Genomic DNA, 18,045 nt, shown 5'->3' with positions numbered 1-18,045 from the left:
TTGTCTGGCTTGCGGCGCGCCGCCGCGGTGGCGCTGGTCGCAACCGCAGCGCTTGCGGCAGGTGGCGCTCAGGCGCGCACGAGCCAGCCGGAAGAGGCGGGTAATTCGGTCGGCAGCATTTCGGTCAACGAACTTCCGCGTGAGGCGGTAGGCACGTTGAGCCTGATTGCGGCGGGCGGCCCGTTCCCTTTCGAGAAGGACGGCGTCGTATTCGGGAATTTTGAGCGGATATTGCCACCGCAGCGGCGGGGCTACTATCACGAGTACACGGTCCCGACGCCGGGCGCGCACAACCGCGGTGCCAAGCGCATCGTTTGCGGCGGCCCACGCAAGCGGACCGACAACTGTTACTACTCCGACGACCACTACGCCAGTTTCAGGCGAATTATTGATTGACACCGGGATGAGCGGCATGAGCGATAACGTTTACGCGCACGACCCCCGGGTCGCGAGCGATCTGTTCGCGTCCGGGGAAGGCAACCTGTTCCAGCGCGTCATGCAGTTGAAGCACGACAGCGAGGCGCGCCAGGATGAGGCGGGGCTTTCATCGAACGAGGGGGCCATGAGCCTGTTTTCGACCGTGCAGCCGAATATTGTCCAGTCGATCCGGGCGTTTCGCATTCAGGATCTCTCGGACGAAGCCCAGCGGCTGCAGGAGCATTTCCTCTATGCGTTCTGCGCGAATGCGCAAACCAAGCAGGAAGTACTCGAGACCATTGCCACGTCGTTTCTGTTTCCGAAACATTTCGGCAAGAACTACGACGGCTTGTACGACTGCCTGACCGATCTGGTGCAGAAGGCCGGCGAGCAGCCGGGTTTCGTGATCGTGCTGGAAGGGCTGCCGATCGCCCAGAAGTTCGACAAGGACGGGCGGGAGACGCTGCTCGACGTATTTCGCGAGGCTTCGGAATACTGGGCCGAGCGCAAGGTGCCGTTCCGCGTTTTTTATTCGTTCGCCTGACCTTCGACTCACGTTCCGTCGCGCGCATGCGACAGAAAATCGCGAGCCCGCCTTCCGGCGGGCTTTGTCATTTTTACCCGCTGCGCCTACCAGCCGCCCCAGCGCGCGGCGAGCGCGGCGAGCACCGCGATGCCCGCTGTTTCGGTACGCAGCACGCGCGGCCCGAGCCCCACGGCGAGGAAGCCGTGATCGAGCGCCGCCTCCTCTTCCTGCGACGAGAGTCCGCCCTCAGGCCCGATCAGCACCGTCACTGCGCCCGAAGGCGGCTCGACCGGCAAGGTCGAGAACGCGACGTTGGCGCGTGGCGAGAGCAGCAGGCGCAGTTCGCCCTCGCCGGGGTGCTTGGCCAGGGAGTCGAGCCACGCGGCGATGTCACGCGCGGGCGCGACGTCGGGCAGGCGGTTGCGCCCGCATTGTTCGCACGAGGCCTGGACGATGCGCTGCCAGTGCGCCTGGCGGCGCACGGCGCGCTCGCCCGAAAGCCGCACGACGCTGCGCGCGGCGGTGAGCGGCACGAAGTTCGTCGCGCCCAGTTCGACAGCCTTTTCGATCAGCCAGTCCATCTTGTCGTTGCCGGCAATGCCCTGGGCGAGCGTGATGCGGTAAGGCGGCTCGGCGTCGACGTCGCGGTGAGGCCCGATGCGCACCTGCGTGTCGCGGCGCTCCATGCCGACGATCTCGGCGCTGTACTCGCCGCCAAGACCGTCGAACAGCACGATGCTGTCGCCGGGCTGCAGGCGCAGTACCTGGACGTGGCGCGTGACTTCGTCGGGAAGGGTGACGACCTCGTCGGATTGCAGGGCGTTGCCGACGAAAAAGCGGGGCATAGAACTATTTCTCATTGAATCAGGACAAGTGCCGAGCGAGCGCCCAGCGGTAACCGTCGAGGTCTTCGACCTGCGCGAAACGGTCCCCCCAGAACTGGTCCTGCGGCTCGCTCAACGATTTCGCGCCGGCTTCGAGCGCCCGCGCATACACCGCGTCGACATCGTCGACATACAGATAAAAAGATTGCGGCGCGACGGTCTGTGCGCTTTTGGGCGTGCGCGCCGTCGAACCGAACGCGCCCTCCGGCGCGAACATGACGATCAGCTGATCGTGGTAGGTCATTTCCACGTGCATGATCGCGCCGTCGTCCTCCACGCTGTCGCGTACCGCAAAACCGAGTGCTGCCCGATAGAAGTCCATCGACGCGCGCGCGTCGCGCACCGTCAGATACGGGGTCAGCCATGGCACGCCGGCAGGACGGGGTGCGGTCATCGAGTCTCTCCAGATTCGCGGTTCGGATGAAGCGCCGTGCCGCTCCGGGCAACGGCGCCAGGATAAAGCGCTTTGGAACCAGCCAGTCTCCACGGGCAGGACCCCTAGAGCTGCAGGACTTCGCCTAGTTTATCGCGGGCTGTGCATGAACCTTTTAACAGCGCCGCGTGCAGTCGCGGGTCGTAGTAGCGCAAGCCCTCGAGGCGCCGCCCGGCTGCGCGCGCCTGCAACGTGGTCTCGTCGACGCCGGCCGGGTCGAGCGCGTCGCTCGCGATCGCCATGAGCCAGAGTGAGCCGTAGAGCGGCACGTAGGCTGAAAGCGGCCGCACGACGGCGAAGGCCGCGCGCAGCCCGCCAAGCAGCGCGCCCACGCGCTGCGCATGATGGAACGGCGAGCCCAGATGGAGCGAGACGAGCGCGTCGGTGTTCATCACACGCTTGAGCGCAGCGTAGAACGCCGGTGTGTAGAGGCCGGCAGCCGGCGAATCCGGTGGGGTCAGATCGAATACGACGAGGTCGAAGCGTTCCTGCGCGGAGGCGACAAACGCGGCCGCGTCGCCGATCACGAGTTCCACGCGCGGATCCTCGAAGGCGTCGCCGCGCACCTCGGGAAGATAGTCGCCTGTCAGGCGCACCACGTCCGGGTCCAGTTCGGCCACGACGATGCGCTCGATGTCCGGGTGGCGCAGCAGCTGGCGCGCCGCGCCGCCGTCGCCGCCACCCAGCACGAGCGCCGCGCGGGGCGCGGGATGCGTGAGCGCGGCCGGGTGCGTCATGCATTCGTGATAGATGAACTCGTCGCCGGCGGAGGTCATCGGGCGGCCGTCCAGCGTGAACAGGCAGCCCAGTTGCGGCGTGTCCCAGACCTCGATGCGCTGCCACGGCGTATCGGCCGCGGCGAGGCGGCGCGCGCCAGGAAAGCCGTAGAGCGCATCTGCCGCAGGATGGAAGAGGAGGGAGTCGGTCACGGAGGTCGAGAGGCGCTGCTGGTGCGCTGGAGCGCGCGAAAATCGCGCAAAAAATAGGGCCAACAGAGCCATTATAGGGGTGTGAAGCGGACGTCGGCCGCGGCGGAGGCCAACGCGAGGACCACGGCGCGCACGGCGCATACCGCACGCCTTACGACCAGGGTTCATCCCCACGATCTGCTAGAATATTCCGCTTTGCAGCCCTCTCCGTTTGCTCCGGCCGTTTCGCGTCTCCTGGCGCCGCATGTGCGCCTGAGCGGGCGATTTGCCGAGCTTCCGGACTCCCGCGCTGCTGTGTGCGCCGCAGTTTGCCCTCGCAATATGCGCTGTTCGCGACCTGCGCCGCCCGCGCCGCTTTTTGCACACTTCCGGACTCGACATGACGACCTCGTCCTCCGCCTCCCCCGCTACCACCCAGTTGATGGCCAACGCCATTCGTGCGCTGTCCATGGACGCCGTTCAGCAAGCGAACTCCGGTCACCCCGGCATGCCCATGGGCATGGCCGAGATCGCCGTTGCGCTGTGGTCGCGCCATCTGCGCCATAACCCGACGAACCCGCTCTGGAGCGACCGCGATCGCTTCGTGCTGTCGAACGGCCACGGCTCGATGCTGCTGTACTCGCTGCTGCACCTGACGGGCTACGACCTGCCGATGGCGGAACTGAAGAACTTCCGTCAGCTGCACTCGAAGACGCCGGGTCACCCCGAGTTCGGCATCACGCCGGGCGTCGAGACGACCACGGGCCCGCTCGGCCAGGGGCTGGCGAACTCGGTCGGCATGGCGCTGGCCGAAGCGCTGCTCGCCGCGGAATTCAACAAGGCCGACGCGAAGATCGTCGATCACCACACCTATGTGTTCCTCGGCGACGGCTGCCTGATGGAAGGCATCTCGCACGAAGCCTGCTCGCTCGCCGGCACGCTCAAGCTGAACAAGCTGATCGCGCTGTACGACGACAACGGCATCTCGATCGACGGCGACGTGGTCAACTGGTTCCACGACAACACGCCGGAACGCTTCGAAGCCTACGGCTGGAACGTGATCCCGCACGTGGACGGCCATGACGTGGACGCGGTCGACGCGGCCATCCAGAAGGCCAAGGCCTCGGACAAGCCCACGCTGATCTGCTGCAAGACCATCATCGGCAAGGGCGCGCCCACCAAGCAGGGCGGCCACGACGTGCACGGCGCGGCGCTCGGCGCCGAAGAAATTGCCAAGTGGCGCGAAGCCGCGGGCTGGAAGTGGGAGCCGTTCACGCTACCGCAGGAAGTCTACGCAGACTGGGACGCGAAGGACGCCGGTGCGAAGTTCGAAGCCGCATGGAACGAGCAGTTCGCCGCGTACAAGTCGAAGTACCCGGCCGAAGCCGCCGAGTTCGAGCGCCGCATGGCGCACAAGCTGCCCGCCGACTGGGCGCAGAAGGCCGCCGCGATCGTCGCCGGCGCCGATTCGCGCAAGGAAACGGTTGCCACGCGCAAGGCTTCGCAGCAGGCCATCGAAGGCCTCGCCGCGGCACTGCCCGAACTGCTGGGCGGCTCGGCCGACCTGACCGGCTCGAACCTCACGAACTGGAAGGCTTCGAAGCCCGTGCGCGCCGCCAAGGCCGGCGAAACCGGCATCCAGTGGGGCAACCACATCAACTACGGCGTGCGCGAGTTCGGCATGAGCGCGGCGCTCAACGGCCTTAACCTGCACGGCGGCTACAAGGCGTTCGGTGGCACGTTCCTCACGTTCTCGGACTACAGCCGCAACGCGCTGCGCGTGGCCGCGCTGATGAAGTGCCCGTCGATCTTCGTGTTCACGCACGACTCGATCGGTCTCGGCGAAGACGGCCCGACGCACCAGTCGATCGAACAGGTCGCAAGCCTGCGCCTGATCCCGAACATGACGCTCTGGCGTCCGGCCGACACCGTGGAAACCGCGGTGGCCTGGACCGAGTCGATCGCGCATCACGGCCCGTCGTCGCTGATCTTCAGCCGTCAGAACTTGCAGTTCAACGAGCGCACGGACGCGCAGATCGCGAACATCGCCAAGGGCGGCTACGTCCTCAAGGACTGGAACGACGACATCCCGAGCCGCAAGATCATCCTGATCGCCACGGGCTCTGAAGTCGAACTGGCGATGAAGGCCGTCGAGGCGCTGCAGCGCGAAGGCATCGGCGCCCGCGTGGTGTCCATGCCGTCGACCAACGTGTTCGACAAGCAGGACGCCGAATACCGCGAGCGCGTGCTGCCCAAGGGCGTGCGCCGCGTCGCGATCGAAGCCGGCGTGACCGACTTCTGGCGCAAATACGTGGGCCTCGAAGGCGGCGTGGTCGGCATCGACACGTTCGGCGAATCGGCCCCGGCTGGCGTGCTGTTCAAGCACTTCGGCTTCACGGTCGATCATGTCGTCGCGACGGCCAAGGCCGCGCTCGACAACTAAGCATGCGTAACGGGCCCGCCTGATCGGCAAGATCTGGCGGGCCCGCTGCCTTGAGCGCCCCGCCGGGCCGCCCCAGCCTCGCGTCGGCGCCAGTGCAGCACTGGTTTCAGAATTTTTCAGCCCTTAGGAGATAAACCATGACCATTCGCGTCGCTATCAATGGCTACGGCCGCATCGGCCGTAACACGCTTCGCGCGTTCTATGAGAACGGCAAGAAGCACGACATCCAGATCGTTGCGATCAACGACCTGGGTGACGCGAAGACCAATGCGCATCTGACGCAATACGACACGGCACACGGCAAGTTCCCCGGTGAAGTGAAGGTCGACGGCGACTACCTCGTCGTCAACGGCGACCGTATCCGCGTGCTGGCCAACCGCAACCCGGCCGAACTGCCGTGGGGCGAGCTGGGCGTCGACGTCGTGATGGAGTGCACGGGCTTCTTCACGACCAAGGAAAAGGCGAGCGCGCACCTGAAGGGCGGCGCGAAGAAGGTCATCATCTCGGCGCCGGGCGGCAAGGACGTCGACGCGACCATCGTCTACGGCGTGAACCACAACGTGCTGAAAGCCGAACACACGGTCATCTCGAACGCATCGTGCACGACCAACTGCCTGGCACCGCTCGTCAAGCCGCTGAACGACAAGATCGGCCTCGAAACCGGCCTGATGACGACGATCCACGCGTACACGAACGACCAGGTTCTGACCGACGTGTACCACGAAGACCTGCGCCGCGCGCGCTCGGCCACGCACAGCCAGATCCCGACGAAGACGGGCGCGGCTTCGGCTGTCGGCCTCGTGCTGCCGGAACTGAACGGCAAGCTGGACGGCTACGCGATCCGCGTCCCGACCATCAACGTGTCGATCGTCGACCTGTCGTTCATCGCCAAGCGCGACACGACGGTCGAAGAAGTCAACGCCATCATGAAGGAAGCTTCGGAAGGCGCGCTCAAGGGCATCCTGGGCTACAACGACGCACCGCTGGTGTCGATCGACTTCAACCACAACCCGGCATCGTCGACGTTCGACGCCACGCTCACGAAGGTCTCGGGCCGTCTCGTGAAGGTGTCGAGCTGGTACGACAACGAGTGGGGCTTCTCGAACCGCATGCTGGACACGGCGGTGGCTTTCGCGAACGCGAAGTAAGCACGCTCGACGCTGCATGAAAAAACCGCCCCACGGGGCGGTTTTTTTCGTCCTTATTTTTCGATGGCGCTCTGGGAGGCGGCAGCGAACGCGGGCGGCGTGGGGAAGTACACGCCCGCGCGCTGTGCCGCATTGGCGATGTGCGCCTCGATCGCCTCGCCGGCCGCTGCCGAGTCGCGCGCCTTCAGCGCCACCACGATCAGGCCGTGCTCGCGATGCGTGGAGAGCACGCGCTCGCGCCGGTAGAACGGCATGCGCTGGCTCTCTTTCATGATGTCGGCGCTGCTACGCAGGATCGATTCGATCGCCGCATTGCCCGCGAGATTGACGATACGCATGTGGAACTCGAAGTCGAGTTGCGCGGCTTCGTCGAGTTCGTCGCAGGCGAGGGCGCTGTGCAGGGCCTCGGTGTTCGCTTCGAGCCACGCCACGTCGGCATCGCCGATGGCGAGCGCCGCCATGCGCGCGGCGAAGCCTTCGAGCGCGTAGCGCATCTGGTAGGTGTCGGGCAGCGACGATTGATCGGCGAAACGCCACGGGTGAGCGTTGGTGGCCTGCGCGCTCGTCACGTACACGCCTTTGCCCGCCCGGATCGACAGCATGCCGAGCGCTTCGAGCGTCGAGAGCGCTTCGCGCAGCGACGCGCGGCTGATCGCCAGTTCCTCGGAAAGCTGCCGCTGCGCGGGCAGCAGGCTGCCAACCGGATACAGGCCGCCCTCGATCCGTTCGCGGATCGTGGCGATGGCGGCGTCGGTGACGGTGTGCGGAACGTTCTTCATCGGATGGCGCGGGCAGCTTTCGCGTGGTCTGACCGGTATTGTAGTCCTGTCCGGCGCACCCGCATGGTGCATCGCGTCAACGCCCGCGCGCCATGGGATAAGGCGTGGCGCTCCGGCCCGCAAACTGGTCAGACCGCGCAAGGGTAAACACCACGCTTCCCAACCTTGACTCCGGTATATCGGCTTCCTACTATCCGCCATAACAGTGCTGGTCAGACCAGTCAGAACAGTTGCTTCCCCTTCATGGTTTTGCATGGGATGGGACCCGGCGTTGAAGCGCTGGGTCCCATCGACAAAGGAGACAGTCGTGACGAAGTTCTTCAATTCGCTGTTTGGCCGCGTAGTGATCGCCCTCGTGCTGGGCATCGTCGCAGGCGCGGTGTTTCCCCATTTCGCCCAGTCGCTGCGCCCGCTCGGCGACGGCTTTCTCAAGCTCATCAAGATGGTGATCGGGCCGATCGTGTTCTGTGTGGTCGTGAGCGGCATGGCGCACGCGGGTGACCTGAAGAAGGTGGGTCGCGTCGGCCTGAAGTCGGTGGTGTACTTCGAGGCCATGACGACCGTTGCGCTCGTGATCGGCGCCGTGCTCGCGTACGTCACGCGTCCGGGCGCCGGTATGAACGTGGATCTGCACTCGCTCGACGCGGCCTCGCTTGCGACCTACACCGAGCACGCCAAGAGCCTGAAGGACACCGCGGGCTTCCTGCTGAAGATCATTCCCGACACCGCCTTCGATGCCTTCGCGAAGGGCGACATCCTGCAGATCCTCGTGTTCTCGGTGCTGTTCGGCAGCGCGCTCTCGCTGCTCGGCCCGAAGGCGCAGCGCGTGAACGGCCTGATCGACGAGCTTTCGCAGGTGTTCTTCCGGGTGATGGGCTTCATCATCAAGCTCGCGCCGCTCGGCGTGCTCGGCGCGATTGCGTTCACGACTGGTACGTACGGCGTCGCTTCGCTCAAGCAGCTCGGGCTGCTCGTGATCGTGTTCTACGCGAGCTGCATCGTGTTCGTTGCGGTCGTGCTCGGCATCGTCATGCGGCTGGCGGGCTTCAACGTGTTCAAGCTGATCCGCTACCTGCGCGAAGAACTCTCGATCGTGCTCGGCACCGCGTCGTCCGACGCCGTGCTGCCGCAGATCATGCGCAAGCTCGAATGGATGGGCGTGAAGGATTCCACGGTGGGTCTCGTGATCCCGACGGGCTACTCGTTCAACCTCGACGGCTTTTCGATCTACCTCACGCTCGCGGTGATCTTCATCGCGCAGGCGACCAACACGCCGCTATCGATGCATGACCTCATCGTGGTCGTGCTGGTGTCGCTCATCACCTCGAAGGGCGCGCACGGCATTCCCGGCTCGGCGATCGTGATTCTCGCCGCGACGCTGTCCGCCATTCCCGCGATTCCCGTGCTCGGCCTCGTGCTGATCCTGCCGGTGGACTGGTTCGTCGGCATCGCCCGCGCGCTCACCAACCTGATCGGCAACTGCGTCGCGACGGTCGTGGTCGCGGTCTGGGAGCACGACATCGACAAGGCGCGCGCCAGACGCGTGCTGAACCTCGACGAAGGCTTTCTCTACGTGCCGGCAGGCGACAGCGATGCAGACGCCGCGCATGGCGAAGACGGCGCACTCGGCGGCAAGCCCGCGCACGCCTGAACTTCCGCACCGCATCTGCTGACAATTTCCTTCGACTAACTGAACAACCCCCAGCGAGCGACACCATCATGGCCATTCCGACTCTCGACCCCAACGCCCCCGCCTTCACGCGCCGTTACATGAACCTCGCCGATCCGCGTCTGGGCGCCCGCGCGCTCCACGCGAGCGACGAGTTCTTCGCGCCGAAGGAGCGCATGCTCGATCCGCAGCCCGCGGTCTTCATCCCCGGCAAGTACGACGACAACGGCAAGTGGATGGACGGCTGGGAAACGCGCCGCAAGCGCACGACCGGCCACGACTTCTGCATCGTGCGCCTCGCGCGCCCGGGCGTGATTTACGGCCTCGATCTCGACACGAGCCACTTCACGGGCAACTTTCCGCCGGCGGCTTCGATCGAGGCGTGCTACGCGCAGCTGGGCGACGACGCAACACCCGGTGACAACGCCGACTGGCAGACCATCGTCCCGGCGACGACCCTGCAGGGCAACCAGCACCATTACGTCGAAGTGAGCGATACGCGCGCGTTCACGCATCTGCGTGTGAATCTTTATCCCGACGGCGGCCTCGCGCGTCTGCGCGTCTACGGTCAGCCCCGGCGCGACTGGAGCACGGTGGAGCGCGGCAGCCTCGTCGATCTCGCGGCGATCGAAAACGGCGCGTATCTCGTCGCGGCCAACAACCAGCACTTCGGGCTCGCTTCCACGATCCTCATGCCTGGCCGCGGCGTGAACATGGGTGACGGCTGGGAAACGCGCCGCCGCCGCGAACCCGGCAACGACTGGGCGATCATGGCGCTCGCGCGGCCCGGCATCATCCACAAGATCGAAGTCGACACGGCGCACTTCAAGGGCAACTACCCGGACCGTTGCTCGCTGCAGGCGGCGAGCGTGACGGGCGGCACCGACGACTCGCTCGTCACCCAGGCTATGTTCTGGCCGGAACTGCTCGGCGAGCAGAAGCTCGAAATGGACAAACAGCACGTGTTCGAGAGCGGGATCGCGGCGCTCGGCCCGGTCACGCACGTGCGTTTCAACATCTTCCCGGACGGCGGCGTCTCACGCCTGCGCCTGTGGGGCGAACTGGCTTAAGCGAGGAGCCGCGATGCAGATCCTGCACATGGAACCCTTGACGCGCGTGGCGTTCGCGCCGTTCGGCGACGTCATCGAACTCGAAGGCGCGCGCCACTTTCCGATCAATGGCGGCACGACCGAGCGCTTTCACGATCTCGCCGCCATCGACGTGAACGAGGCGGGCGGCCGGCCCATCGTCAGCGTGTTTCGCGCCCAGCCGCGTGCGTGGCCGGTCGAGATCGCGATGATGGAGCGGCATCCGCTAGGCAGCCAGGCATTCGTGCCGCTCGGCGACGCGGGCTACGCGGTGGTGGTCGCGCCCGCGGGCGAGTTCGATCCGGCCGGGCTGCGGGCGTTCTGGGCCGGGCGCGGGCAGGGCGTCAACTACGCCAAAGGCGTCTGGCATCACCCGCTGCTCGCGTTCGGGGGCGTGAGCGACTTCGTGGTGATCGACCGCGGCGGCACGCAGCCGAACTGCGACGAGATCGCACTCGCGCGGCCCTGGCGGCTCGCGCAAGCCGACACGCCGCTCGTGCCCGCCTGAGGACCGGCCCGTTTTTCCCAAACACGGGCTCACCAAACGAAAACGCCACGGCAGATCTGCCGTGGCGTTTCCTTTTCTGCAGCCTGCAAGCCGCAAGCGGTGGTCAGTGCTTGCGGTGCGGGCAGTTTTCCTTCGTGCAGGCGCCGTACAGGGCGAGGGCGTGCTCCTGGAGCTTGAAACCGCGCTCCGTGGCGATCATCTGCTGGCGCTTTTCGATTTCGGGGTCGAAAAATTCTTCAACGATGCCGCAGTCGAGGCACACGAGGTGGTCGTGGTGACTCCCCTCGTTCAGCTCGAACACCGCCTTGCCCGATTCGAAGTTGCTGCGCGTGAGCAAGCCGGCCTGCTCGAACTGGGTCAGGACGCGGTAGACCGTGGCGAGGCCGATGTCGAGCTCCTCGTTCAGCAGGTTGCGGTAGACGTCTTCGGCGGTCAGATGGCGCACGGGGCTGTGCTGAAAAATCTCCAGGATCTTGAGGCGAGGCAGCGTCGCCTTGAGGCCGATGTTCTTGAGATCGGTTGGATTGGTCATGACGATAAGTCCCTGGAGTACAATGCTAGGTTGTTATGTTAATGCGTTTTTGCCGTTCCGGGCATTTTCGCCAGAACTTCGAACGATCTTCTACAGAATACGCGCGGCTTCGCGAAAAGCCCGCACGGTGAGGGAAATGATTCCAGAATTCACAACGATCGGCCGGCGCATGCACGGCGGCCGCCTGGCGTGCACCCTGCTGGCTGCGGCCGCGTTCGCCGCGCTCGCCGGCTGTAAAACATACGACAGCGTGACACAGCGCGTCGCCCAGAGCATTACGCCTTACCGCATTACCATCGTGCAAGGCAATTTCGTCTCGGCGGAAGCCGCGGCGCAGATGAAGGTGGGCATGTCGCGCGCCGAGGTCAAGCAGCTGCTTGGCACGCCGCTCCTCACCGACATGTTCCATGCGAACCGCTGGGACTACATCTTCTATTTCAAGCGCGGCTCGACCGCCGTGGTCCAGCAGCGCGACTTCGTCGTGCTGTTCGAAGGCGACCGCGTAGCGAGCTGGTCGGGCGGCGAAGACCTGCCCTCGAACCTTGAACTGCTCGCCGAAATCGACGGCGACCGCACCGGCAGGAAGGCCGTCGCGGCCGCGCCGGCCTCGGGCGCTTCGGCGCCGGTGGCGGCTGCAGCAGGCGCGCCCGCGCAGGCTTCGAGCGCGACCGGCCCGACGGTTGGCGACACGGCGCGCACGCCGTCGTCCGAACTCGGCACCGCCACCAACGCACTGCCGCAGGACGCCAACGCGCAGGCGGCCGCCGCCGCGAACCGCGCCACGGAAGCCGTGCAAACGCCGATGGGCCTGACGCCGTCGGTGCGGGCGGGCAATCCGCAGTCGTCGGCGCTGCCCCAGAACGTCGGCACGATGCCCTCGCAGGTTCAACTGCATCGTCAGCCGCAGCCGCAAATCCAGGGCGTGCCGCCGAGCAACCCGGTTGGTCCGGCCGCCGGCGCGCAAGGCACCGGCGACACCAATGCGGCGCCATCGGGCCCCGCACGGGATTCGTCGCTCGCCGCGCCGCCCACGGTGCCGGCCTCGGGGGCGGCCGCGGCTCCGAGCAACTGATCCGGCTGATCTGGCCGGTAACACAAGCAGGGCGTGGTGCGCGAGGCGCGCCACGCTTCGATCCGGCGGCCGGGGTGTCACTACCACCGGCCGCCGCGTTTTTTGGCGGCGGCGCTGCGTGGCGCCTGGTGGCATCCGGCACCGCGGCCAGCGACACATTGGCAGGAAGACTCATGAAAATCGCAATCGCCGGGGCATCGGGCCGCATGGGCCGCATGCTCATCGAAACCGTCCTGAATTCGCCCGACGTCACGCTCTCGGGCGCGCTCGTGCGCAAGGGTTCGGCCGCCGTCGGCCAGGACGCCGGCGCGTTCCTCGGCAAGGACACCGGCGTGCGCATCACCGACGACATCGAGCAGGTCTTCGCGCAAAGCGACTGCCTGATCGACTTCACGCGCCCCGAAGGCACGCTCGTGCACCTCGAGGCGGCGCAGCGCCACGGCGTGAAGATGGTGATCGGCACGACCGGCTTCGACGCCCAGCAAAAGGCGCAGCTCGGCGCGGCCGCGCAGAAGGTCGGCGTCGTGTTCGCGGCCAACATGAGCGTGGGCGTGAACGTCACGCTCAAGCTGCTCGAGTATGCGGCGCGCTTTTTCGAGACCGGCTACGACATCGAGATCATCGAGGCGCACCATCGCCACAAGGTCGATGCGCCCTCGGGCACCGCGCTTGCGATGGGCGAGGCCGTGGCGCACGCGCTCGGCCGCAATCTCGACGAATGCGCCGTGTACGGCCGCGAAGGCGTGACGGGCGAGCGCGACCCCTCGACGATCGGGTTTTCGGCGATTCGCGGCGGCGATATCGTCGGCGATCATACGGTGCTGTTCGCGGGTATTGGCGAGCGCATCGAGATCACGCACAAGTCCTCGAGCCGCCTCTCCTATGCGCAGGGCAGCGTGCGCGCCGCGCGCTTTCTGCAGGACAAGGCCCATGGCCTGTACGATATGCAGGACGTGCTCGGCCTGCGCTGAGCGTTTCCCCTACGGTCCGGCGCCTGCGCCGGGCCGACAGTGAGCGAGGTCCGATGGCAGCGAGTTCCGGAGTCATTCACTATCTGCAGACGGGCGACGCCGTCACCCACGCGGTTGCGTGGGTATTGCTCGCCATGTCGGTCGCGAGCTGGTGTTTCCTCATCATCAAGAGCTGGATCCTGCTGCGCGCGAAGCGCCAGGGGCCGCGCGCCATTGCGCGCTTCTGGCAGGCGCGCACGCTCGCAGACGGCGTTGCCGCCATGCGTCCGGTCGACCGCGAGCGCGTGTTCCTGCCACTGGCGCAGGCGGCGCTCGCCGCCGAGGAAGCCGACGCGCCCGGCATGATGCTCGCGCGCGTGGATCGCGGCGAGCGCGTGCTGCGGGCGCTGCGCGGCGCGCTGCAGGCGTCGCAGCGGCGCCTCGAGTTCGGCCAGGTCCTGCTCGCCTCGGTGGGCAGCACGGCGCCGTTCGTCGGGCTGCTCGGCACCGTCTGGGGCATCTACCACGCGCTCGGCAGCATCGCCGCGAGCGGCCAGGCGATGATCGAGAACGTGGCCGGCCCGGTGGGCGAGGCGCTCATCATGACGGCCTTCGGTCTCGTCGTCGCGATTCCTGCCGTGCTCGCCTACAACGTGCTGGGCCGCCTCGTGCGCCAGCTCTGCGACGATCTCGACGGCTTCGCCCACGACCTGCACGCCTATGCCTGCGCGCCCGAAGGCGCGCCGCTGCGCCGCGAAGGTGCGCAGGGCGCGATGCGCGAAGGCGCGCGCGCCGAGTCGTAGGAGGCAACGCGTATGGCATTCGGCGGACTCGAAAAGAAGCGCGATACGGCACCGATGTCGGAGATCAACATGACGCCGCTCATCGACGTCATGCTCGTGCTGCTCGTCATTTTCATCATTACCGCGCCGCTGTTCTCGCACGCGATCCGGCTCGATTTGCCGAAGGTCGCCGCCGAGCCCGCGCAGCAGACGGCGCAGACCGTCACGCTTTCCATCGACGCCGCCGGCAAGCTCTACTGGAACGCCCAGCCCATCACGCTGGACGAGCTGCGCGCGCGCTTCACGGCAGCGGGCAAACAGCCCGAGTCGCAGCAGCCCGAGCTGCAGCTGCGCGCCGCGCGCGAGACCCGCTACGACGTGATCGCCCAGGTGATGGGCGCCGCGCAGCAGGCCGGTCTCACGCGCCTCGGCTTCGTGACCGAGCCGCCCGCCGGCGCTCATTGAAGACGCCACTGCGCACGCCGCTGAGCGCGCGCCAGTCAACGGTATAATCAACGTTTCCTTTAAAAACGGGCCCAGCGAAACCGCCGCAATCTGCCGGTATCGTGAACGGCCGGCCCGGTGCATCCGGCACTGAAGGTACCGAAGCAGCCGCCCGTTTCCAGCGTTCACCACCCACACCATGCTCGAAAAATACGTTCCCACCGACGTCGAATCCGCCGCGCAAGGCGAATGGCGCGCCACCGACGCTTACCGGACGGCCGAGAAGGCCGACAAGCCCAAGTTCTACTGCGTCTCGATGCTGCCGTATCCGTCGGGCAAGCTGCACATGGGCCACGTGCGGAACTACACGATCAACGACGTGATGTACCGTTACCTGCGCATGAACGGCTACAACACGTTGATGCCGATGGGCTGGGACGCGTTCGGCATGCCCGCCGAAAACGCGGCGATGGCCAATAACGTGCCGCCGGCCAGGTGGACGTACGACAATATCGAGTACATGAAGGGCCAGATGCAGTCGATGGGTCTCGCGATCGACTGGTCGCGTGAGATCGCCACCTGCAAGCCCGACTACTACAAGTGGAACCAGTGGTTCTTCCTGAAGATGCTCGAGAAGGGCATCGCCTACAAGAAGACCGGCACGGTGAACTGGGACCCGGTCGATCAGACCGTGCTCGCCAACGAGCAGGTGATCGACGGGCGCGGCTGGCGCTCGGGCGCGCTGGTGGAAAAGCGCGAAATCCCGATGTACTACTTGCGCATCACGCAGTACGCCGACGAGCTGCTGAACGACCTCGACGGCCTCGGCTGGCCCGAGCGCGTCAAGATCATGCAGCAGAACTGGATCGGCAAGAGCTTCGGCGTGAACTTCGGCTTCCCGTACGAACTCGACGGCGAGAAGAAGCTGCTGCGCGTGTTCACCACGCGCGCCGACACGATCATGGGCGTGACCTTCTGTGCGATCGCGGCGGAGCACCCGCTCGCCACGCGCCTCGCGCAAGAGAAGCCGGAACTGCTGCCGTTCATCGACGAATGCAAGCGCGGCGGCGTGGCCGAAGCCGACATGGCGACGATGGAAAAGAAGGGCATGGCCACAGGCTTCTTCGTCACGCATCCGCTGACGCAGGAAAAGGTCGAAGTGTGGATCGGCAACTACGTGCTGATGAGCTATGGCGAAGGCGCCGTGATGGGCGTGCCGGGCCACGACGAGCGTGACTTCGCGTTCGCGAAGAAGTACGACTTGCCGATCAAGCAGGTCATCGCAGCAGAAGGCGAGACGTACTCGCTCGACGGCTGGCAGGAATGGTACGGCGACAAGGAACGCGCCGTTTGTGTGAACAGCGGCAAGTACGACGGCCTCGCCTACACGGCGGCCGTGGACGCCGTCGCAGCCGACCTCAAGGCGCTCGACTTCGGCGACAAGCAGGTCACGTGGCGCCTGCGCGACTGGGGCATTTCGCGCCAGCGCTACTGGGGCACGCCGATCCCGATCATCCACTGCCCGAGCTGCGGCGACGTGCCGGTGCCCGAAAAGGACCTGCCGGTCGTGCTGCCGGAAGACCTCGTGCCGGACGGCACGGGCAACCCGCTCGCGAAGTCGGAAGCCTTCCTGAACTGCAAGTGCCCGACCTGCGGCGCCGACGCGAAGCGCGAAACCGACACGATGGACACCTTCGTCGACTCGTCGTGGTACTTCTATCGCTACGCCGCGCCGGATGCGGTGAACATGGTCGACGAGCGCACCGATTACTGGATGCCGATGGACCAGTACATCGGCGGTATCGAGCACGCCATTCTTCACCTCTTGTACTCGCGCTTCTGGGCGAAGGTCTCGCGCGACCTCGGCCTCGTGAAGTTCGGCGAGCCGGCCAGGAACCTGCTCACGCAGGGCATGGTGCTCAACGAAACGTTCTACCGCGAAGACGCTGCGGGCAAGAAGACCTGGTACAACCCGGCCGACGTGACCGTCACGCACGACGACAAGGGCCGCCCGATCGGCGCGACGCTCAACAGCGACGGCCAGGCCGTGGTGCTGGGCGGCGTGGAGAAGATGTCGAAGTCGAAGAACAACGGCGTCGACCCGCAGGTGCTGATCGACCAGTACGGCGCAGACACGGCGCGTCTGTTCACGATGTTCGCGGCGCCCCCCGAGCAGCAGCTCGAATGGTCGGGCGCGGGTGTGGAAGGCGCGAGCCGCTTCCTGCGCCGCGTGTGGGCCTTCGGCCACGCGAACGCCGAAGCGATCCAGTCGCGCGCCTCGTTCGATGCGGCTGTGCTCACGGAGGTCGAAAAGGCGCTGCGCCGCGAAGTCTACAGCGTGCTCAAGCAGGCCGACTTCGACTATCAGCGCCTGCAGTACAACACCGTTGTATCGGCGGCGATGAAGATGCTCAACGCCATCGACGGCGCCAAGGGTGCCGGTGCTGGCGTGCAGCGCGAAACGTTCGGCGTGCTGCTGCGCGTGCTGTACCCGGTCGTGCCGCACATCGCATTCGAACTGTGGAAGGCGCTCGGCTACGGCGACGAATACGGCACGCTGCTCGACGCACCGTGGCCGAAGGTCGACGAAAAGGCGCTCGAGCAGGCCGAAATCGAACTCGTGCTGCAGGTGAACGGCAAGGTGCGCGGCGCCGTGACGGTTGCCAAGGACGCGCCGAAGGATGCGATCGAGGCGGCCGCACTCGCGCACGAGATGTTCGTCAAGTTCGCGGAAGGCCGTGCACCGAAGAAGATCATCGTCGTGCCGGGCCGCCTCGTGAACGTCGTGGTCTGACGAGGCAAACCAAGGCCATGTCGAGCGGCGTAGCGCGAAGCACGTGCGGCGCCGCTCAGCCGACACCGGCGACTCTGTCGCGAACCCAGGGAGTCCATGTGATTCGCAGATCGTTTCTCAGGTTGTTCCCGCTCGTGGCGGGCAGCGCGCTGGCCCTCTCGGCGTGCGGCTTCCAGCTGCGTGGCGAGGAGAACTTCGCCTTCAAGCGTCTCGCCGTCGTCGGCGCGCCGCCGCCGCTCGTCGGACGCCTCTCGCGTATGGTCGAAGGCGGCAGCGATTCGGTGGTGGTCGACTCGGTGGCCAACGCCGACGCCGTGCTGCACATATCCGAAGGGCGCAGCTTCAGCACGCTCACGCTGAATTCGCTCGGCGCAGTCGTGGAATATCAGGTCAACTATTCGCTGAACTATACGCTGACGAGACCGGACGGCAGCGTGCTGATCCAGCCGAGCGCAATTTCGCTGAACCGCGCGATGACCTATAGCGATCAGTTCTCGACTGCCAAGACGCAGGAAGCCGATCTGCTGTTCACCGACATGCAGAACGACGCCGTCGACCAGCTCATGCGGCGCCTTGCCGTGCTCAAAACGATCAACCCGACGCCCGATCAGGTCGTGCCGGGTGTCGCGCCGCGCGCACCGCTGCCGCCGCCGCCGCTGTAATGCGCG

17 protein-coding genes and 1 pseudogene are annotated in these 18,045 nt (G+C 66.1%); 13 read left to right on the top strand and 5 right to left on the bottom strand.

The annotated features are described in order from the left end of the window. Positions 1 to 108: 108 nt before the first annotated feature. Positions 109 to 396: pseudogene (locus AB4Y42_RS25270) on the top strand (ribonuclease); the annotation flags it as partial. 7 nt (positions 397 to 403) lie between these two features. Next, positions 404 to 961, top strand: coding sequence for a barstar family protein (locus tag AB4Y42_RS25265; RefSeq protein ID WP_133182332.1), 558 nt, complete (start codon positions 404 to 406; stop codon positions 959 to 961). 86 nt (positions 962 to 1,047) lie between these two features. On the opposite strand, the gene AB4Y42_RS25260 is transcribed toward AB4Y42_RS25265, so the two are convergent. The 3 genes from AB4Y42_RS25260 to speE form a co-directional block, all read right to left on the bottom strand. After that, positions 1,048 to 1,788 (bottom strand): 16S rRNA (uracil(1498)-N(3))-methyltransferase, encoded by a 741-nt coding sequence (locus AB4Y42_RS25260; RefSeq protein WP_368695690.1) that lies wholly within the window; start codon positions 1,786 to 1,788, stop codon positions 1,048 to 1,050. A gap of 19 nt (positions 1,789 to 1,807) precedes the next feature. Then, on the bottom strand, positions 1,808 to 2,221 hold the full coding sequence (locus AB4Y42_RS25255) for a VOC family protein (protein ID WP_342919395.1): 414 nt from the start codon (positions 2,219 to 2,221) through the stop codon (positions 1,808 to 1,810). A 104-nt stretch (positions 2,222 to 2,325) separates the two neighbouring features. Continuing rightward, positions 2,326 to 3,189: a polyamine aminopropyltransferase gene (gene speE, locus AB4Y42_RS25250; RefSeq protein WP_368695689.1), complete on the bottom strand. Its 864-nt coding sequence runs from the start codon at positions 3,187 to 3,189 to the stop codon at positions 2,326 to 2,328. Between the two features lie 379 nt (positions 3,190 to 3,568). Here speE and tkt point away from each other — a divergent pair, with 379 nt between their 5' ends. Both tkt and gap read left to right on the top strand, forming a co-directional pair. Continuing rightward, positions 3,569 to 5,611 carry a transketolase gene (gene tkt / locus AB4Y42_RS25245; protein WP_368692586.1) on the top strand — a complete coding sequence of 681 codons (2,043 nt, stop codon included), beginning with the start codon at positions 3,569 to 3,571 and terminating at the stop codon, positions 5,609 to 5,611. 137 nt (positions 5,612 to 5,748) lie between these two features. Beyond that, entirely contained in the window at positions 5,749 to 6,759 is a 1,011-nt protein-coding gene (gene gap, locus AB4Y42_RS25240; protein WP_368692587.1) for a type I glyceraldehyde-3-phosphate dehydrogenase, read from the top strand. A gap of 53 nt (positions 6,760 to 6,812) precedes the next feature. Here the strand turns inward: gap and AB4Y42_RS25235 are convergent, their stop codons facing one another. Further along, entirely contained in the window at positions 6,813 to 7,538 is a 726-nt protein-coding gene (locus tag AB4Y42_RS25235) for a FadR/GntR family transcriptional regulator (protein ID WP_069268413.1), read from the bottom strand. Between the two features lie 307 nt (positions 7,539 to 7,845). Here AB4Y42_RS25235 and AB4Y42_RS25230 point away from each other — a divergent pair, with 307 nt between their 5' ends. From AB4Y42_RS25230 to AB4Y42_RS25220, 3 genes are all read left to right on the top strand, one after another. After that, the gene (locus tag AB4Y42_RS25230; protein WP_368692894.1) at positions 7,846 to 9,189 is read left to right on the top strand and encodes a C4-dicarboxylate transporter DctA; all 1,344 of its coding nucleotides are present in this window, start codon (positions 7,846 to 7,848) and stop codon (positions 9,187 to 9,189) included. Between the two features lie 68 nt (positions 9,190 to 9,257). After that, positions 9,258 to 10,277 carry an allantoicase gene (gene alc, locus AB4Y42_RS25225; RefSeq protein WP_368695688.1) on the top strand — a complete coding sequence of 340 codons (1,020 nt, stop codon included), beginning with the start codon at positions 9,258 to 9,260 and terminating at the stop codon, positions 10,275 to 10,277. A 13-nt stretch (positions 10,278 to 10,290) separates the two neighbouring features. After that, positions 10,291 to 10,803 (top strand): ureidoglycolate lyase, encoded by a 513-nt coding sequence (locus AB4Y42_RS25220; protein WP_368695687.1) that lies wholly within the window; start codon positions 10,291 to 10,293, stop codon positions 10,801 to 10,803. A gap of 103 nt (positions 10,804 to 10,906) precedes the next feature. On the opposite strand, the gene fur is transcribed toward AB4Y42_RS25220, so the two are convergent. Continuing rightward, complete coding sequence (gene fur / locus AB4Y42_RS25215) at positions 10,907 to 11,335, bottom strand: ferric iron uptake transcriptional regulator (protein WP_069268417.1); 429 nt, start codon at positions 11,333 to 11,335, stop codon at positions 10,907 to 10,909. A gap of 136 nt (positions 11,336 to 11,471) precedes the next feature. Between fur and AB4Y42_RS25210 the strand changes: the two genes are divergently transcribed. The 6 genes from AB4Y42_RS25210 to lptE all read left to right on the top strand — a co-directional run bounded on the left by AB4Y42_RS25210 (position 11,472) and on the right by lptE (position 18,039). Then, positions 11,472 to 12,407, top strand: a complete 936-nt coding sequence (locus tag AB4Y42_RS25210) for an outer membrane protein assembly factor BamE (RefSeq protein WP_368695686.1) — start codon at positions 11,472 to 11,474, stop codon at positions 12,405 to 12,407. A gap of 173 nt (positions 12,408 to 12,580) precedes the next feature. Then, positions 12,581 to 13,378 (top strand): 4-hydroxy-tetrahydrodipicolinate reductase, encoded by a 798-nt coding sequence (gene dapB / locus AB4Y42_RS25205; RefSeq protein ID WP_368692890.1) that lies wholly within the window; start codon positions 12,581 to 12,583, stop codon positions 13,376 to 13,378. A 53-nt stretch (positions 13,379 to 13,431) separates the two neighbouring features. Next, entirely contained in the window at positions 13,432 to 14,160 is a 729-nt protein-coding gene (locus AB4Y42_RS25200; protein WP_254352461.1) for a MotA/TolQ/ExbB proton channel family protein, read from the top strand. Positions 14,161 to 14,172: 12 nt separating this feature from the next. Next, a complete protein-coding gene (locus AB4Y42_RS25195; RefSeq protein ID WP_324162301.1) occupies positions 14,173 to 14,604 on the top strand; it encodes a biopolymer transporter ExbD in 432 nt (143 codons plus the stop codon). Positions 14,605 to 14,782: 178 nt separating this feature from the next. Continuing rightward, the gene (gene leuS, locus AB4Y42_RS25190) at positions 14,783 to 17,377 is read left to right on the top strand and encodes a leucine--tRNA ligase (RefSeq protein ID WP_368695685.1); all 2,595 of its coding nucleotides are present in this window, start codon (positions 14,783 to 14,785) and stop codon (positions 17,375 to 17,377) included. A gap of 98 nt (positions 17,378 to 17,475) precedes the next feature. Beyond that, positions 17,476 to 18,039, top strand: a complete 564-nt coding sequence (lptE, locus tag AB4Y42_RS25185) for an LPS assembly lipoprotein LptE (protein WP_342950336.1) — start codon at positions 17,476 to 17,478, stop codon at positions 18,037 to 18,039. Positions 18,040 to 18,045: the final 6 nt, after the last annotated feature.

Source organism: Paraburkholderia sp. EG286B, from assembly GCF_040965655.1.
GTDB lineage: Bacteria > Pseudomonadota > Gammaproteobacteria > Burkholderiales > Burkholderiaceae > Paraburkholderia.
Note: the sequence above shows the minus strand (reverse complement) of the source record. Positions and strands in the feature narration are given on the sequence as shown.

Coding starts and splice junctions, on each gene's coding strand:
- dapB (WP_368692890.1), top strand. CDS start 12,581: ATGAAAATCGCAATCGCCGGGGCATCGGGCCGCATGGGCCGCATGCTC.
- AB4Y42_RS25235 (WP_069268413.1), bottom strand. CDS start 7,538: ATGAAGAACGTTCCGCACACCGTCACCGACGCCGCCATCGCCACGATC.
- fur (WP_069268417.1), bottom strand. CDS start 11,335: ATGACCAATCCAACCGATCTCAAGAACATCGGCCTCAAGGCGACGCTG.
- AB4Y42_RS25200 (WP_254352461.1), top strand. CDS start 13,432: ATGGCAGCGAGTTCCGGAGTCATTCACTATCTGCAGACGGGCGACGCC.
- gap (WP_368692587.1), top strand. CDS start 5,749: ATGACCATTCGCGTCGCTATCAATGGCTACGGCCGCATCGGCCGTAAC.
- alc (WP_368695688.1), top strand. CDS start 9,258: ATGGCCATTCCGACTCTCGACCCCAACGCCCCCGCCTTCACGCGCCGT.
- AB4Y42_RS25255 (WP_342919395.1), bottom strand. CDS start 2,221: ATGACCGCACCCCGTCCTGCCGGCGTGCCATGGCTGACCCCGTATCTG.
- AB4Y42_RS25265 (WP_133182332.1), top strand. CDS start 404: ATGAGCGGCATGAGCGATAACGTTTACGCGCACGACCCCCGGGTCGCG.
- AB4Y42_RS25210 (WP_368695686.1), top strand. CDS start 11,472: ATGATTCCAGAATTCACAACGATCGGCCGGCGCATGCACGGCGGCCGC.
- tkt (WP_368692586.1), top strand. CDS start 3,569: ATGACGACCTCGTCCTCCGCCTCCCCCGCTACCACCCAGTTGATGGCC.
- leuS (WP_368695685.1), top strand. CDS start 14,783: ATGCTCGAAAAATACGTTCCCACCGACGTCGAATCCGCCGCGCAAGGC.
- AB4Y42_RS25195 (WP_324162301.1), top strand. CDS start 14,173: ATGGCATTCGGCGGACTCGAAAAGAAGCGCGATACGGCACCGATGTCG.
- AB4Y42_RS25260 (WP_368695690.1), bottom strand. CDS start 1,788: ATGCCCCGCTTTTTCGTCGGCAACGCCCTGCAATCCGACGAGGTCGTC.
- AB4Y42_RS25220 (WP_368695687.1), top strand. CDS start 10,291: ATGCAGATCCTGCACATGGAACCCTTGACGCGCGTGGCGTTCGCGCCG.